The organism is Bacillus cereus group sp. BfR-BA-01330, from assembly GCF_022663885.1.
GTDB classification, from domain to species: Bacteria; Bacillota; Bacilli; order Bacillales; family Bacillaceae_G; genus Bacillus_A; species Bacillus_A cereus.
On the sequence record NZ_JAKUGK010000001.1, the window covers coordinates 945,786 to 962,317 of the forward strand.

The window sequence follows — 16,532 nt, forward strand, 5'->3', positions numbered from 1 at the left end:
AAGTTACAGGGGGGATGAATTTTGAAAAAATTCATAATCACTGGATTGTCTGTATTGTTATTAGTTGGTTGCGGTGCTCCACAGGAAAAAGAGGACGCGCAATCAAAACAGGAAGAACAAGTTGTAAACGCAAGTGATGAGAATATGGTTGTATTTCCTGAAGGAGCAATGTCAATTGGAGAAGGGAAAGTAAAAGTTATTACTCCAGATGGTACTTCTGAAAACGGCAATATACCGACTGTATTCATCAAAAAGGATACATTAATTCAGCAAGTTGAATTAGAACTTTCTAATTTTCAAAGTGATAAAGAAACATTCGTATTTGTAGATCAAATGTATACAGATAAACATCAAGTAACTAGTACAACGCAGACAACAGTGCAGTTAAAAGAAAAAACGCTGGAAACAGGTAGTCATACAATTACTGCAGTTCAGTATGAAAACAATGACCCGAAAGGAAAGGTTATTAGTTTTAATCAAGCAACATTTGAGACAAAACCTGCGTCTTAATAAGAATAAAAAGTACATTACTCAAAAAGTAGTGTGCTTTTTTGTTTGGACTAAAGTGGGCAAGAGTGAATAACTTATTTCATTTTCTAATACGATTAAATAGGAAGTAATCACTTGTTACTACTATGACAGAGAAAGAGGTTGAATACGTGAATCGGTGTATTCGTATCATTTTGATTAGCCTAATGATGGCAGTAATTTGGTTTACGATACAAGAGTTTATGCAAATAACGCTCAATTATCAAATTCATGACTTGTTAATAGGAGCTATTTGTTTTACCATTGTTTATCTATTATATGATAAACTCGGACTAAGGTAAGTTTCAGAAGAAAAATGTAGGTATTTCATTTGAAATGTCGAATAGTACATACGATGTCGTAATAACAAATTTTCTATTGTTTACTGTGAAACAGAAGAAGGAGAGATAGTGGTTATGAAACGAGCTCTTATTAATATTGATTATACATATGATTTTGTAGCGGAAAAGGGTGCTTTAACTTGCGGGAAACCAGGACAGGAAATTGAGAAGGAAATTGTACATATAACGAAGCAATATATTGAAAATGGAGATTACGTTGTCTTTGCTATTGATAAACATGAAGAAAATGATGTATATCATCCAGAATCAAAGTTATTCCCACCTCATAATATAGCTGGTACAAGTGGAAGAGATTTGTTTGGTGAATTACAAGATGTGTACGAAACATATAAAAATGCAGAGAATGTATATTATATGGACAAAACGCGATACAGTGCGTTTGCTGGAACGGATTTAGAGATGAAGCTAAGAGAAAGAGGAATAGAAGAAGTTCATCTTGTAGGTGTTTGTACTGATATTTGTGTTCTTCATACAGCAGTAGATGCTTATAATAAAGGGTTTAAAATTGTTGTTTATGAAAAGGCGGTTGCATCTTTTAATGCACAAGGGCATGAATATGCACTTGGACATTTTAAGTCATGCTTACATGCAGAAGTGAAGTGAAAAAAGAGACCTTTAAAAAAGGTCTCTTTTTTACGTTTAAATAGAAACGACATTTTGCTCGATTAGTTTTTTTATGAACGGGCTTATTTTTTCTGGTAACGCATTTATATCAAAAAATTGTACATGTAATGATTCAATTCCATCAGCTTTTAACGTACCGCCTGTAATGTCTTTGCAAAGGTAGGCAATAGTTATAGGATAAAATTCATCACCGTTCGGTAATTTTACAAAAAATTCTTTTCCAGAAAATACGCTTATTAATTGTAAGGTTCCTATTTCAATCCCTGTTTCTTCGAACACTTCCCGTCTCCCAGCTTCTTCTGTGGATTCACCAAGTTCAACGAATCCACCAGGAACACCCCAAATACCATTTTGCCTTTGCTGAAGTAATATTTGTCCTTGTTCATTGAAAACAGCTACAGCAACTCCTGCTAGATTGAGTGGTCTTGATCCGACAACTTTTCTAAGTTCTTCAATATATCCCATTGTATGTAACCTCCGTAAGAAAAAATAAGAGCAAATAAACTATTCGTTATTATGTAGATATATTCCTCTTTATAAGGGGAGAGATGACATATAACTTATTTGTTTTATTTGGTAAAATATACATCAAAAAAGGTCAAACAAAAACTTTGACCTTTTTTGACCAAATGTTATAATAAAGGCAGAAAGAGATAATCTTTCATTCATAAATAATAAGGAGGAAAAAATATGCGTAATTTATTTCCAGAGATAACAAAACGTCAAAATGGCATTTTTGATTTTGGGCCTTCTTTATTAGAAGGGATGACAGATGCTTTCTTTAAGCCACTGAACATGGATACTTTTAAAGTAGATGTTCATGAGCAATCTGGTAAATATACTGTGAAAGCAGATTTACCAGGTTTTCAAAAAGAAAACATTCAAGTTGATTTTGAACAAGATATATTAACGATCCAAGCAACGAATCATAATGAAGTAGACGAAAAAAATGAGAATGGCACATATATTCGTAAAGAACGTTCTATAGGTTCTGTAACTCGACGCTTTAATTTTAAACAAGTTGAGGAAGAAAATGTTAAAGCAAATTATAAAGATGGCGTACTGACAATTGAATTGCCAAAATTGAAAGAAGAAAAAAGTAGTAAGACAACAATTAATATTGAATAAAAGAGCTGATAAATTCAGCTCTTTTTTTACGTAGTTAATGAATAAATGAGTTGAAATCGTAATGAGATGAATAAAGTTTTAACGTATAAAAAAATTTCACGATTCGCTCCCCCTTAGGTTATTAAAAAGGGTATATTTAAAGGGAAAGGAAAAAGAACACCTAGACATACTGTTTAAGGTGAATTAGTAATAGAGTCAAAATACATAGTAAGGATAGTGGCATTTTAGATTAGGATAATAGATTTTTCTGGAACAAACTTAGGCGATTATGAATTTTTTAATTAGTAAGGAAGTGGTTAAATGAGCTTATTAACGTATACTGAAGAATTTTTTAATTATGTAAGAGAGTTTTTACTTTTAAGATTTTTACTATTTGCTTTAGTTTTAATCATTATTTCTTTTGTAATAAACCGTATTATTGATTGGTTTTTTAGGAAATCAAGCTTTTTTGATGAAGAGGTAGAGCAGACGATTCAAAGTGTAATTCGATCTATTTTTAGATATATCATTATCATCAGTCTTATCATATATTTAATTAGCCAATTTGTAGATATAAAAAGTATTATTGCAGGTGCAGGGATAGCTGGAGTTGTCATCGGTTTTGCTGCACAACAGATGCTAAAAGATGTTATATTAGGCTTTGCAAGATTAGCGGACAAAGAGTTTCGGGTTGGTGATTTTGTAACTTTTAACGGAACAAATTCAGGAACTATTGAAGAGATTAGTATTCGTTTTATGCAAATTCGTGAATGGTCAGGAAAACTACTTACCATCCCGCACGGAGAGATTAGAACGATACAAAATTTTAATAAAGGATGGATGCGTGTAATTGAACGCATCACGGTAAGTTATCAGGAAGATCCAACAAGAGTGAAGGAATTGTTAGAAGAAGTATGTGTTATATGCAATGAAGAATTGAATCAAACTCTTTATAGAGTAGAGGATGAGGCTGTTGAACCATTTAAATACGTCGGTGTTACAGACTTAAATCCTAACTTGAAATATGTTGGCTATGAATTTTGTATTACAGGTTTAATAAAGCCAGAAGATTATTTTGAAACTTCTAGACAAGTAAGATTTGAATTAATGTCTATGTTCCATAAGAATCAAGTGCAAATGCCAGCAGCGAATATGGTTGTTACTACTGAAGGTTTACAGCATATCCATGGTGGACAATCTTTATCGGACAGCTAAAGTAGAATCGTTTGTTAACAAAAATTCTGCTTCCAACATTGGATAGAATAACAATAATAAAATGATTGATATAAAGAAAGGGCTGAAAGAATTCGGTTCTTTTTTTATTTATAGAATTTAGAAATTTCTTAATGTTATAATTGTAGTTGGTGATGAGAATGAACTTTGAAGAAAAAGAGATGCGTCGTTTAGAAGCATTAAAAGAAATTGCTGAATTATTAAATGAAGCAACAAACTTACAGGATATGTTAGAAAAAGTGTTGCATACATTGTTACAAGTAATGAATTTACAAACAGGGTGGATATTCTTTATTGATGAAAGTGGAAAGCACAGCATGCTTGTAGACGAAAATTTACCAGAGGCTCTTACGTGGCAAAAGAAGAAGCCGATGTGTGAAGGAAACTGTTGGTGTGTAGAACGTTTTGTGAATGGGAGATTGGAAAAAGCGACTAATATTATTGAATGTAAGCGAATAGAAGATGCAATTGAATGTAATTGGGGAGAGACAGAAGATGTTACACATCATGCGACAATTCCGCTTAGGTCTGGATCAGAAAAATTTGGTCTACTAAATGTGGCTGCACCTCATAAGACTCATTTTTCTGAGGAAGAGTTAGCGTTATTAGAATCAATTGCATTTCAAATTGGAACGACAATACAACGTATTCAATTAGTTGAGAAAGAACGTAAATATGTAGTGGTAGCGGAAAGAAATCGACTTGCACGTGATTTACATGATTCAGTAAAACAATTGTTATTTTCTATTATGCTAACAGCGAAAGGTACTCTGAATATGACGCAAGATAGAGAATTGCAAGAGATGTTAAGTTATATTGGGGAATTATCACAAGAAGCATTACAAGAGATGACGCTATTAATTTGGCAATTAAGACCTGAAGGATTGGAGAAAGGATTAGCAGAAGCAATTCAAAATTACGGGAAGTTATTAGGAGTTCAAGTGGAAGTTCGAATTGATGGGATGGTTTCAATTGGGGATGAAATAGAAGAAGTTTTATGGCGTATTAGCCAAGAGGCGCTACATAATTGTAAAAAGCATGCTTCGTGTGAAAAGGTACATATTCTTTTGAAAATAGAAAATAACCAGTTACATTTTTACATAGAAGACAATGGAATAGGATTTATACAAGAACAAGTAAGGGAATCAGCACTTGGCCTGAAAAGTATGAAGGAACGTATTCAGTTAATGAAGGGGTCGTTTCAAATTATAACAGAGCTGAAAAAGGGTACAAAAATAGAAATTCAATTGCCGATTTGAAGGGGAGAATAAGGTTGAAGATTAAACTGCTACTAGTTGAGGACCATCATATCGTTCGAAGAGGACTTGTATTCTTTTTGAAAACGAGAGAAGAATTTGAAATTATTGGGGAAGCGGAAAATGGCGAAGAGGCATTACATTTCATGCAAAAAGAAAGACCAGATGTCGTACTAATGGATGTATCGATGCCGAAAATGGATGGAATTGAGGCAACAAAACGTCTAAAGCAATATGATGAGACAATAAAGGTACTTATATTAAGTAGTTTTTCAGAGCAAGATTATGTTATACCAGCACTTGAAGCTGGAGCAGATGGTTATCAATTAAAAGAAGTACAACCTGAGCAACTTGTCGCTTCTATTATTGCAGTACATCAAGGAAATGCGAATTTTCACCCGAAAGTAACACCTGCATTAATGGGGCGTTCTGCAGTAAAGAAGGAAGTAGAAAATCCTTTTTCAATGTTAACGAAAAGAGAGCAAGAGGTACTTCGCGAAATTGCGAAAGGAAGAAGCAACAAGGAGATTGCAGCAGAACTTCATATTACAGAACAAACTGTGAAAACACACGTTTCAAACGTTTTAGCTAAATTGGAAGTGGATGATCGTACGCAAGCCGCATTATACGCAGTGAAACATGGAGAGAATTATTCATAAGCATGAATAATTCTGTTATATCGTATGACAGAATACATAGGAGCAATTAAAATTTATAGTAATCCCTAATATAGGTTTTTCTTCTTTCGATAATTAGGTACAATAAAGTGAAACTCTAATCAGTGGGGGACCATCCCCACTGATGATTAGTTTAACTAATCGGTTTTTACAGGATAAAGCTACGATGGAAGGGGAGGATATGCTATGCCTGGTACAAGAAGTGGGATTGGAAAGATTCAGGCTTCGTTAAATGGTTTATCACCGAAATTGCGAAGTATTGCCGAACATATTTTGAAACATCCACAAGATGTTGTACATAAATCTATTACAGAATTAGCTGAAGTTACGAATAGTTCCGAAGCTACGATATTCCGCTTATGTAAACACCTTGGTTTGCAAGGTTTTCAAGATTTAAAGATTACATTAGCTCGTGAAATTGTACATACACCGATGCAAAATATTCATGAAGAGGTATCAGCAGAAGATAGTATGGTAACTGTTGCTAAAAAAGTTTTTCATTCGCATATTACAGGACTGCAAGATACTTTACATTTGCTTAATGAAACGGCACTTGAGCAGGCTGTACGAGCCTTACAAGAAGCAAGTCGAATTGAGTTTTATGGAAATGGTGGCTCTGGTATTATTGCAATGGATGCGTATCATAAGTTTATGAGAACGGGTATTTCTTGTATCGCTCATACTGATTCGCATTTTCAAATTATGGGAGCAGGTTTACTCTCAGAAAATTCAGTTGTTATTGGTATTTCTCATTCTGGTAGCAATAAAGGATTACTTGAAGCGTTAGAAGTAGCGAAAGCAAGAGGAGCCAAAATTATTGCGATTACGAGCTATAAGAAATCAGCATTAAGTCAACTTGCTGATATAACGTTATATACATCAACACGTGAGACTGAATTCCGCACAGAAGCAAGTTCATCACGATTAGCACAGTTAAGCTTATTAGATACTTTGTATGTAGGGTTGTCGTTGCAGCGACAAGAGGAAACTCTAAAAAATTTACAAAGTATACGTGAAACGATTTCGATGAAGCGAATATAAAAAAAGCTCTTCAAATGAAGAGCTTTCAGACTGGAGACAAACTATTTTTGGAGAGTTCAAATGCTAAAAATAGTTTGTTTCTTATTTTAGGGATAATTTATCCAATGGAATTTATATGTAGTGCTTTCTATACTATAATTTACTATAAGTGAGGAAGATGTCTTATGAAAATATCTGTTTATGTTGCAAGTGCATTTAGCAAGGAGCATAAAGGCGGAAATAAAGCAGGAGTGGTATTTATTGAGAATACAAATACATTGACCACTACTCAAAAAATCGAAATAGCCAAACAACTGGGTTATGCGGAAACCGCATTTATATCAGAATCTGAAATTGCTGATTATAAATTTGAGTATTTTACTCCAAAAGAAGAAGTTGATTTATGTGGTCATGCCACAATTGGCTCTTTCGCGATACTGATGCATTTAAATAAACTTTTCAGGAATCGCTATACGATTGAAACGAACAGCGGTGTTCTTACTATCACTATAAAAGATGACATCATATTCATGGAACAAAATAAACCGAGATTCTATGATGTTGTATCTCCAAACGAGTTCATCGACTGTTTTGATAGTAAAGATATAGACAATAAATACCCAATTCAAATTGTCTCCACTGGCTTAAAAGATATTTTAATTCCTATAAAAAGCGAAATACAATTACATGCACTGCAACCTAATTTTGAAAAAATTAAAGAAATCAGCAAGTATTATAATGTTGTCGGGATGCATTTATATACTTTTAATGACAATCGAATTATATGCAGAAATTTTGCTCCACTATACGACATTAATGAAGAAGCAGCGACTGGAACTTCAAACGGTGCATTAGCTTGCTATCTTTATGAACAGCACTATTTGCAAAAAGAAGTCTATGTATTTGAACAAGGTTATTCTTTACACTCGCCTTCCGAAATATTAGTTAAATTAGCAACCAATAGCAAGAATAAAATAGAAAAAGTTTATGTTGGTGGCAAAGGCTATTACTGTGAAACTAAGTGTTTAAATATAGAAAATATTGAGTGAAGAGCTTTTTTATCGATGAGAAGTTTGTTACTTTATTTTCTTTTAGAAATGTATGACTTACTTATAGTCAGTGATAAACTCTCATTTTTAAAAATTTAAAATAAAGACCGATTTATGTAATAATTCAAATATTGTTCATAATTTCACAAATTGTTTATGAAGTGTCATGTTATGATGAAGATGTAATGATGATTGAACACTTAAATTTGGTACAATAACTAGCCAAAGTAGTGAAGAAAGTAGTTGTGAGATAAACTCATTAAAATGCTAAAACACTAAAGGGGAGATCACATATGAAAGCAGTAGTGGTTAATAAAAACAGCAAAGCAAACATCGAAGTGATTGAAAAAGAATTACGTCCGTTACACTCAGGTGAAGCGTTAGTAGATGTAGAGTATTGTGGAGTTTGCCACACTGATTTACACGTTGCGAATCATGATTTTGGTAACACTGATGGCCGTATTCTTGGTCATGAGGGTGTAGGTATTGTTACGAAAATAGCTGATGATGTTACTTCACTAAAGATAGGTGACCGTGTAAGTATTGCATGGATGTTCCAATCTTGTGGACGTTGTGAATATTGCGTAACTGGTAGAGAAACATTTTGCCGTGAAGTTAAAAACGCTGGTTATTCAGTGGATGGTGGTATGGCTGAACAATGTATCGTTACAGCTGATTATGCGGTAAAAGTACCAGAAGGATTAGATCCTGCTCAAGCATCATCAATTACTTGTGCTGGTGTAACTACATATAAAGCTATTAAAGTATCAGATATTAAACCTAGTCAACCTATTGTAATCTATGGCTGCGGTGGATTAGGTAACTTAGCTATCCAATATGCTAAAAATGTATTTGGTGCAAAGGTAATCGCAGTAGACATTAATGACGATAAATTAGCCTTAGCGAAAGAAGTTGGTGCTGATATGACTATCAATCCAATTTCTCAAGGTCCTGCTGATAAAATTGTGCAAGAGAAGTTTGGTGGCGCTTATGCTGCGGTAGTAACAGCAGTCTCTAAAGTAGCCTTTAACTCAGCAGTTGATGCAGTACGTGCTTGCGGTAAAGTAGTTGCAGTAGGGCTACCAGTAGAAACAATGGACTTAAACATCCCACGACTTGTACTGGATGGAATTGAAGTAGTTGGTTCTCTAGTTGGTACTCGTAAAGATTTGGAAGAGGCGTTTATGTTTGGGGCAGAAGGAAAAGTAGTGCCGGTTGTTCAAACTTGTTCGCTAGATAAAGTACAAAATGTATTCGAAGAAATGGAACAAGGTAGAATTCAAGGGCGTATGGTAATTGATTTTAAAAAACATAATTGTGATTGCAAATAATTCACTTTAAATATAAAAAACATGAGTCTAGCAAAGGACATGTAAAAAAGTTAGACAGCATAAGAAGATGATCCCTGTATTTAATAGGGATCATCTTCTTTATTTTCTACTAATATCGATGCCAATTAATACTTCATTAATGAGAAATGATTAAAGGTTTACTTTATTTGCAAACGAAAAGGAATCTTTATGTTTAACAAATTTTTTATGATCTGGAACGTTTTGAATTGCTACAATTTGCGAATCTCTTGCTTTCAGTGCATCTTGAATCCCGATGGTCATAAGCTTAATAAATAGAATCGTAATAAAGAATGAAGCGAGAGTATAAAAAATAATCCACCATGAAAGATTCATTTCATTACGATTTAATCCAATAAGACCTGCCCAATCATTAGATAGAGAAACAGGTTTGAGCACTCCGTCATAGAGTTCACGCATTTGTATGCCGCCAATTACAATGTTAAGCAACGCTAAATGGATAACGAGTATGAGTGTTTGGACGATATGTTCCATAAATAATACAAATAAGCGGTCAAGTAATAAGACTCGTAAGTGTTTTTTTATAATATGAAAACGACTAGCCCCCAGTAATTGTGAACTTAAGATGTAATCTTGTTTCATAAATTCATCAACCTCTGAGGATATGTATAAAGAAAGTGTAGGCAGAGCGACGAAAATAAGTACGAGTACTTGATAAAACGTAAATGAAATATTTGGATCTACCCCATCAGCATTTGATGTGATTATAATATTAACGGGCGTGATGAGTATGAATGCGATAAATAGAGTTGGAATGTAATAAAAAACTTCTGAGCATGACTGGAAAAATCTCTTGAGTTTTGGAGCAAATAAACTTAAGAGGATTCCTATACATGTTCCGCATAAAATTCGAAAGAAGCTAATTGCCATGGCTAATAAAATAGTGAATTTTGCTCCTTCTACAATTTGTAAGAAAACAGACTCTCCAAAACGATCAGATCCAAAAGGTGGAATTAACGATGGCGGAAAGGGGGCCTTTCCAAGTAATTCGTTATTGTCATTGTAAAGTAACTGAGGAGGTTTTGGGATGTTATCTTTAAAGAACCAACTATAAATAAAACTAGCTGAAATAAGTATGAATAGATAAGTAAAGCCGATTAAAAAGCGTTTTGATTTCCAAATAGATTTCATAATGATACTCCTTTCAATTGCTTTTTCCATCTGTTCATCATGAATGAGACTATTTGGAAAATAGCATAAAATGGTAAAATAATCATAACAAGTATGATAAATGCAGCTGGAGGTGAAACAAACGCCTTATTAAATAAAAATTGAATAATGCCTTCCATATTAAAAACAAATTCTAAAATGAATAAATTAGAAAGTAAGAAAACAAAAATCGTTTTTAAATGGTGGAAGAAGTGGATAGATATATTTTTGAATAAATGAATGCATAGTATATAACTTGATGAAAGGCCTTTTCCATATGCAACCTCTACGTAATGTTTTCCTTGCTCTTCTTTTATGTATAACACCATCATCCGAAACATTTGTAATGTAGGTAAGACAGCTAATGATAAAATAGGGAGTAAATAAGCTCGATTTTCATTAAAGGAAATAATAGTGACAGGAGATTCCCCAAATTTCTGAAGTACCCATATGAAAAATATTTGCAAACAGATCATCATCATCATATCAGGGACAGCTTCTAATATGAACACAATTCGGTTTATCCATTTTTTTATATAATCTTTTGCTAAAAAATAAAAAAATGCCATGCTAGATGATAAAAAGAGAGCAAGAAAAAAGGCTAAAAATAATATAGTAAATGAATATAGGTAAGGTTCTAAAACAGTTGGAAATAATGGTGTTTTTTTGAAATGGCCAAACTTCGGGTCTGATCCTATAATCACTAATGATTCAGGGGAAAAAACTTGTTTTAACATAGTAACGGTCTGATTAAAAAAATAAATTGGTTGAAAGGTAAATCCTTGTTGAGTGATAAATAAATAAGGTAAATTTAATAATAGTAAGAGTGATAAAAGAATTGATGAAAGCTTAATTGTGAATTGAGATATTTTATTTAACATTAAATCCCTCCGACATCTTTTTACAACATTATACAATAAATTTCGTGTTATTGTTTTTATTTTTCTGAAAAATAAAAATACTTTTCAGTTTTATAGTATGCAAGATATATTTACAAGATAAAAAAGTGATAGTAGGGGGCCACGCTCTATGTTTATCAAGATAAAAGACTAGTGAACCTAAAACAATAAATATGAGTAAAATGCACAGAATTCTCATTCTGCGGTTAGTTACTTTTCTTGGCTTGATGGTGATGTTACGTGACCGCTAAAAATGAATATTGCTTTTCAACTTTTTCTTCAAGCAAATAAGTAGAACGTATGGAGGATTATGTATGTGTTGTTAATGAGAGGAAAGAGTGTATTGCGTAACGAATATAACGTAATTTTACCGCATGGAAAAGCTAAATTTAGTATATAAGTGAAATGGAATGAGGGGATTTATTTTTGGTATGAAAAAAATTTTCTTTTTATAACTTGATAAATGAAAAAATATTTTATATACTAATTCATGTAAACGGTTTACTAAATCGTATTTTGCTAGTAATGAAGGGAAGATTCGCATGGAAACAAGGGGGAGAGTAATCGGGATTGATATCGGTACCACAAGTACAAAAACGGTTGTGTTCACAGAAAAAGGAAAAGTCATTGCATCACATGCAATCGATTACCCAATTATTCAACCGAATGTAGGATGGGCTGAGCAAGATCCTGATGTAATATGTGCCGCTGTATACAAAAGTGTAAGCGTTGCCATTGAAAAAGGTAATGTATTACCAGAAGATATTTCTTCAATCGGTATTAGTACAGCTATGCACGCATTAATTGCAGTAGATGAAAATGGTGCGCCATTAACGCGTTCTATCATTTGGGCAGATAATCGAAGTACGAAGCAATCAGAAAAATTATTACAACAAATGAATGGGCATGAAATTTATAGACGTACAGGTACACCGATTCATCCGATGTCACCACTTTCTAAATTGTTATGGATGAAAGAAGAGGAACCAGAGTTATATACAAGTGCCTATAAATTCATTTCCATTAAAGAGTATGTGATTTACCAATTATTTTCACGCTACGTAGTTGATTATTCGATTGCTTCTGCTACAGGGTTATTTAATTTAGAAACATTAAACTGGGATGAAGATGTTTTAACTATGTTACATATGTCATCAGAAAAATTATCAACCCCTGTACCAACTACATATATTTTATCAGGTATGAAGCCAGAGTTAGCACAGAAGATGGGGATAAGTGCAGAAACACCAATTGTCATCGGAGCAAGTGATGGGGTTCTTGCAAATGTAGGAGTTGGTGCGATATCACCGGGTGCGGCTGCAATTACGATTGGAACGAGTGGTGCGGTTCGAACAATCTCATCAAATATAAATACAGATGAGAAAGGGAGAACGTTTTGTTACGCATTAACAGATGAGCACTGGGTAATCGGTGGTCCAACGAATAACGGCGGAATATTACTGAGATGGTTACGTGATGAATTTGGTAGTCCAGAGCAAGAAGTAGCAAGAAAGCTCGGCATTGATCCCTATGATTTATTAATTAAATATGCAGAAAGCGTACCAGCTGGAGCGGATGGGCTATTGTTCTTACCTTTCTTATCTGGAGAACGCGCACCTTACTGGAATGCAAATGCTCGTGGTACATTCTTTGGAATCAATCTTCAACATAAGCGAGAACATTTTATACGTGCAGTGATGGAAGGTGTTTGTATGAGTGTATATTCAGTAGCACTCGCAATCAGGGATTGTACAGGGCCACTTACTGAAATACGAGTTTCAGGAGGGTTTGCAAAATCTGCATTTTGGAGACAAATGTTGTCCGATATGATGGGAAAAGAATTGCTTGTACCTGAAAGTCATGAAGCATCTGCGCTTGGGGCAGCGGCAGTTGCTTTATATGCTGTAGGAAAAATTGATTCTCTTGAAGAGGTAAAGGATTGGATTGATATTGTCCATCACCATGTACCGAATAAAGAAAATACGGCTATATATTTAGAAATGTTTTATATGTATGAACGACTTTACAATCGCTTGAAAGAAGAATTTGATTGTATAGCTGCTTTCCAACGTAAACAATAGGGGGATTGGGAGAAATGGTAGTTGGGATCGTACTAGCGGCAGTTGTCATACTACTTTTACTTATTACGGTAGTAAAATGGCATCCATTTGTCGCATTAATTTTAACAGCAATTGGTGTAGGATTAGCAATGGGAATGCCTTTAATTGGAACTTCACCAAAAGATCCAGGGATTATTGATTCTATTAAACTAGGGCTTGGTAATACATTAGGGTTTTTAGCAATAGTTTTAGCACTAGGAACGATGCTTGGAAAAATGATGGCCGAATCTGGTGGTGCTGAACGTATCGCTAACACATTAATTAATCGTTTTGGGAAGAAACGAGTTCACTGGGCGATGATGTTCGTTGCATTTTTAGTAGGGATTCCGGTATTTTTCCAAGTTGGATTTGTACTATTAATTCCGTTAGTATTTACAATTGCGTTAGAAACTGGGGTATCACTTATTACAATTGGTATTCCGCTAGTAGCAGGACTGTCAGTCGTACACGGACTTGTTCCACCGCATCCAGCGGCAATGGCGGCAGTTGGTATTTTTAAAGCAGATGTAGGGAAGACAATTTTATATGCGTTAATTGTCGGACTTCCAACTGCAATTATTTCAGGTCCACTTTACGGGAAATGGATTGGTGCTCGTATACATAAGGAAGTACCATTAGATATAGCGGAGCAATTTGTTGAAAAAGATAATAAAAAAGAGCTTCCTAGCTTTTGGAATACATTGTTTACAATTTTACTTCCAGTATTTCTTATGCTTGGTGCATCAATAGCAGAAGTTGCATTAAATAAAACGAGTCAACTAGCACAAGTATTACACTTTATTGGAGATCCGATTGTGGCTTTATTAATTGCAACCATTTACTCTTTCTTTAGTCTTGGATATGCAAAAGGTTTCTCAAAAGATAAAGTGTTACAATTTACAAATGATTGCCTTGGACCTATTGCAAACATATTGTTAGTGATTGGTGCAGGCGGCGCATTTAATAAAGTATTATTAGATTCTGGAATTGGAACGACAATTGCAGATATGGCGAAAGAATCACATATTTCACCGATATTATTAGGGTGGGGAATTGCGGCACTAATCCGAATTGCAACTGGATCGGCAACTGTTTCTATGATGACAGCAGCTGGTATTGTTGCGCCGATTGCAGCAAGCACACCAGGTGTAAATGTTGAATTATTAGCACTTGCAACTGGTGCAGGGTCATTAATTTTATCACACGTGAATGATTCAGGATTTTGGATGATTAAAGAGTATTTCGGAATGACTGTGAAAGAAACATTATTAACATGGACTGCAATGGAGACTATATTATCTGTAGTAGCACTTGGGCTAATTTCGATATTAAATATATTTGTATAGAATAGGAGATTGATTAATATGAAACTAGGTTTAATTGGATTAGGAAAAATGGGATTTCCATTAGCTGAACACTTATATGAAGACAAGCATGAAGTAGTTGTATACGATGTAAATAAAGAGCTTGTTGAAAAGGCAGGAAAACTAGGAATTACTGCACGTCATACATTAAAAGAAATGATTGCTGAACTAGAAGCTCCTCGTACAATTTGGGTAATGGTGCCTGCAGGAGAAGTTGTAGAGTCAGTACTAAAAGATGTATATCCATTATTAGATGAAGGTGATATCGTTATTGAAGGCGGAAATTCATTCTATAAAGATACGTTACGCCGTGCTGAAGAAGCAAAAAGCTTCGGATTACATTATGTAGATATCGGTACATCAGGCGGTGTAGAAGGAGCTAGATACGGTGCTTGCTTAATGGTTGGTGGAGAAAAAGAAATTTACGACCAATTAGAACCTTTATTTAAAGATTTAGCAGTAGAAAATGGCTATTCTTATGCTGGCCGTGTTGGTAGTGGTCATTTCTTGAAAATGGTTCATAACGGTATTGAGTACGGCATGATGCAAGCAATCGCTGAAGGATTTGAAGTACTAGATAAGAGTGACTTTGATTTCAATTATGAAGATGTTGCAAAAGTATGGGCTAACGGATCAGTTATCCGTGGTTGGTTAATGGACTTAACTGAAAAAGCATTTGCAGAAGATCCGAAACTAGATGGCATTAAAGGTGTAATGAACTCTTCAGGAGAAGGAAAATGGACTGTTGAAACTGCACTTGAACTTCAAGCTGCAGCACCAGTTATCGCTATGTCATTATTTATGCGCTATCGTTCTCAGGAAGATGATACATTCCATGGAAAAGTAGTTTCAGCATTACGTAATCAGTTCGGTGGACATGAAGTTGTGAAAAAATAAGGATGTTTTTAAAAAGAAACTTGTGTATAAGCGCAAGTTTCTTTTTTATAGTTTAAGAAATTACTAATTTAAAAATACCAATCAATCATCGTTTTTTTGTCACAAATGATAGCTTCGACGTTCATTGAATGAACAATATATTCTATATTTTCTTCTTTAGCTAATAATAAGGTTGTAAAGGAATCGTATATACTCATAAACGCATACTCATTATCTTCGCCAGTAATAATTAACTCATTATTGCTAATGTCCCAAATATCTAATGGAGTAGTATTATTTACCTGTAATAATCCGTTTGTATCAAGAATTGGTTCAGAGAAATATAGATTTTTTGCACCTTTAGAACCGAGGAGTTTAAGTAATTTGTGTAATAAAAATATAGACGTATAATCTTCTGTTGGATAATAAAGATCTTTTTTTTAGTTTGAATGTAGCTTTTCAGCTAAATCCTCTCTTTTATATTCTTCTGAAAGGGCACTAATGGAAGTCAACATGGCCATTGCTAGGTCTGCGTATGAATGTAATCCACTACAAGACATCATTTCCTTCCAAGAAACGGATTTCCCATTATAAATGATTTCTTCAGCGCTAGGATAGATGTGCTCATATGGTCTTTTTCTCACAGACTTTTCCCATTCTAAAGGCATTTGGATAAAAGGATGTAGCAATATAGCTGCAGATTTAAAGTTTCTTGGTAGTTGTTCTAAAATTGGTGATTTGTCATCTAGCCAAATGTAATCCAACAAAATATAACCTCCTCTTAGACTTTGAAATGTACGGATTCCCGTATTATGTTTTTTGTATTGATTGTATCAAATATAAAGCGAAGCATGAAATATGTCCCAACATAAAAGTAAGAATAAATAAAATGAAGTTTTCATAAATAGTAAAAGGGTGC

Annotated in this window: 16 protein-coding genes and 1 pseudogene; 13 read left to right on the forward strand and 4 right to left on the reverse strand. The window is 34.1% G+C overall.

The annotated features are described in order from the left end of the window. The first annotated feature begins 21 nt into the window (after window positions 1-21). From MR112_RS04875 to MR112_RS04880, 3 genes are all read left to right on the forward strand, one after another. Window positions 22-510, forward strand: a complete 489-nt coding sequence (locus MR112_RS04875; RefSeq protein WP_000713496.1) for a putative periplasmic lipoprotein — start codon at window positions 22-24, stop codon at window positions 508-510. Between the two features lie 125 nt (window positions 511-635). After that, window positions 636-830, forward strand: coding sequence for a hypothetical protein (locus tag MR112_RS28860; protein ID WP_017674122.1), 195 nt, complete (start codon window positions 636-638; stop codon window positions 828-830). 114 nt (window positions 831-944) lie between these two features. Further along, the gene (locus tag MR112_RS04880; RefSeq protein ID WP_000816763.1) at window positions 945-1,493 is read left to right on the forward strand and encodes a cysteine hydrolase family protein; all 549 of its coding nucleotides are present in this window, start codon (window positions 945-947) and stop codon (window positions 1,491-1,493) included. Between the two features lie 36 nt (window positions 1,494-1,529). On the opposite strand, the gene MR112_RS04885 is transcribed toward MR112_RS04880, so the two are convergent. Continuing rightward, window positions 1,530-1,979, reverse strand: coding sequence for an NUDIX hydrolase (locus tag MR112_RS04885; RefSeq protein WP_048538753.1), 450 nt, complete (start codon window positions 1,977-1,979; stop codon window positions 1,530-1,532). Window positions 1,980-2,204: 225 nt separating this feature from the next. On the opposite strand from MR112_RS04885, the gene MR112_RS04890 reads away from it, so the two are divergent. The 7 genes from MR112_RS04890 (at window position 2,205) to adhP (ending at window position 9,187) form a co-directional block, all read left to right on the forward strand. Next, window positions 2,205-2,642, forward strand: a complete 438-nt coding sequence (locus MR112_RS04890; protein ID WP_001245055.1) for an Hsp20/alpha crystallin family protein — start codon at window positions 2,205-2,207, stop codon at window positions 2,640-2,642. 300 nt (window positions 2,643-2,942) lie between these two features. Then, complete coding sequence (locus MR112_RS04895; protein ID WP_000055427.1) at window positions 2,943-3,836, forward strand: mechanosensitive ion channel family protein; 894 nt, start codon at window positions 2,943-2,945, stop codon at window positions 3,834-3,836. Window positions 3,837-3,994: 158 nt separating this feature from the next. Further along, window positions 3,995-5,113 carry a two-component system sensor histidine kinase CasK gene (gene casK, locus MR112_RS04900; protein WP_001008465.1) on the forward strand — a complete coding sequence of 373 codons (1,119 nt, stop codon included), beginning with the start codon at window positions 3,995-3,997 and terminating at the stop codon, window positions 5,111-5,113. 14 nt (window positions 5,114-5,127) lie between these two features. Continuing rightward, on the forward strand, window positions 5,128-5,769 hold the full coding sequence (gene casR / locus MR112_RS04905) for a two-component system response regulator CasR (RefSeq protein WP_000694623.1): 642 nt from the start codon (window positions 5,128-5,130) through the stop codon (window positions 5,767-5,769). Between the two features lie 204 nt (window positions 5,770-5,973). Beyond that, window positions 5,974-6,828: a MurR/RpiR family transcriptional regulator gene (locus MR112_RS04910; RefSeq protein ID WP_001119642.1), complete on the forward strand. Its 855-nt coding sequence runs from the start codon at window positions 5,974-5,976 to the stop codon at window positions 6,826-6,828. Between the two features lie 164 nt (window positions 6,829-6,992). Next, window positions 6,993-7,856 (forward strand): PhzF family phenazine biosynthesis protein, encoded by an 864-nt coding sequence (locus MR112_RS04915; protein ID WP_000704345.1) that lies wholly within the window; start codon window positions 6,993-6,995, stop codon window positions 7,854-7,856. 293 nt (window positions 7,857-8,149) lie between these two features. Beyond that, window positions 8,150-9,187 (forward strand): alcohol dehydrogenase AdhP, encoded by a 1,038-nt coding sequence (adhP, locus tag MR112_RS04920; RefSeq protein ID WP_000649120.1) that lies wholly within the window; start codon window positions 8,150-8,152, stop codon window positions 9,185-9,187. 150 nt (window positions 9,188-9,337) lie between these two features. On the opposite strand, the gene MR112_RS04925 is transcribed toward adhP, so the two are convergent. Together MR112_RS04925 and MR112_RS04930 are read right to left on the reverse strand one after the other, a co-directional pair. Then, window positions 9,338-10,357, reverse strand: a complete 1,020-nt coding sequence (locus MR112_RS04925; protein ID WP_000836565.1) for an ABC transporter permease — start codon at window positions 10,355-10,357, stop codon at window positions 9,338-9,340. Next, the gene (locus MR112_RS04930; RefSeq protein WP_000932683.1) at window positions 10,354-11,256 is read right to left on the reverse strand and encodes an ABC transporter permease subunit; all 903 of its coding nucleotides are present in this window, start codon (window positions 11,254-11,256) and stop codon (window positions 10,354-10,356) included. The genes MR112_RS04925 and MR112_RS04930 overlap by 4 nt, the downstream gene beginning before the upstream one ends. A gap of 560 nt (window positions 11,257-11,816) precedes the next feature. Between MR112_RS04930 and gntK the strand changes: the two genes are divergently transcribed. From gntK to gnd, 3 genes are read left to right on the forward strand one after another with little or no spacing between them, the layout of a single operon-like run. Further along, a complete protein-coding gene (gene gntK, locus MR112_RS04935; protein ID WP_000450003.1) occupies window positions 11,817-13,355 on the forward strand; it encodes a gluconokinase in 1,539 nt (512 codons plus the stop codon). Window positions 13,356-13,369: 14 nt separating this feature from the next. Continuing rightward, window positions 13,370-14,719 carry a GntP family permease gene (locus MR112_RS04940; RefSeq protein WP_000260208.1) on the forward strand — a complete coding sequence of 450 codons (1,350 nt, stop codon included), beginning with the start codon at window positions 13,370-13,372 and terminating at the stop codon, window positions 14,717-14,719. 18 nt (window positions 14,720-14,737) lie between these two features. Beyond that, the gene (gene gnd / locus MR112_RS04945; RefSeq protein WP_000765995.1) at window positions 14,738-15,634 is read left to right on the forward strand and encodes a phosphogluconate dehydrogenase (NAD(+)-dependent, decarboxylating); all 897 of its coding nucleotides are present in this window, start codon (window positions 14,738-14,740) and stop codon (window positions 15,632-15,634) included. Window positions 15,635-15,702: 68 nt separating this feature from the next. Here gnd and MR112_RS04950 read toward each other — a convergent pair. Then, a pseudogene (locus MR112_RS04950) lies at window positions 15,703-16,466 on the reverse strand (DUF2711 domain-containing protein). Between the last annotated feature and the right edge of the window lie 66 nt (window positions 16,467-16,532).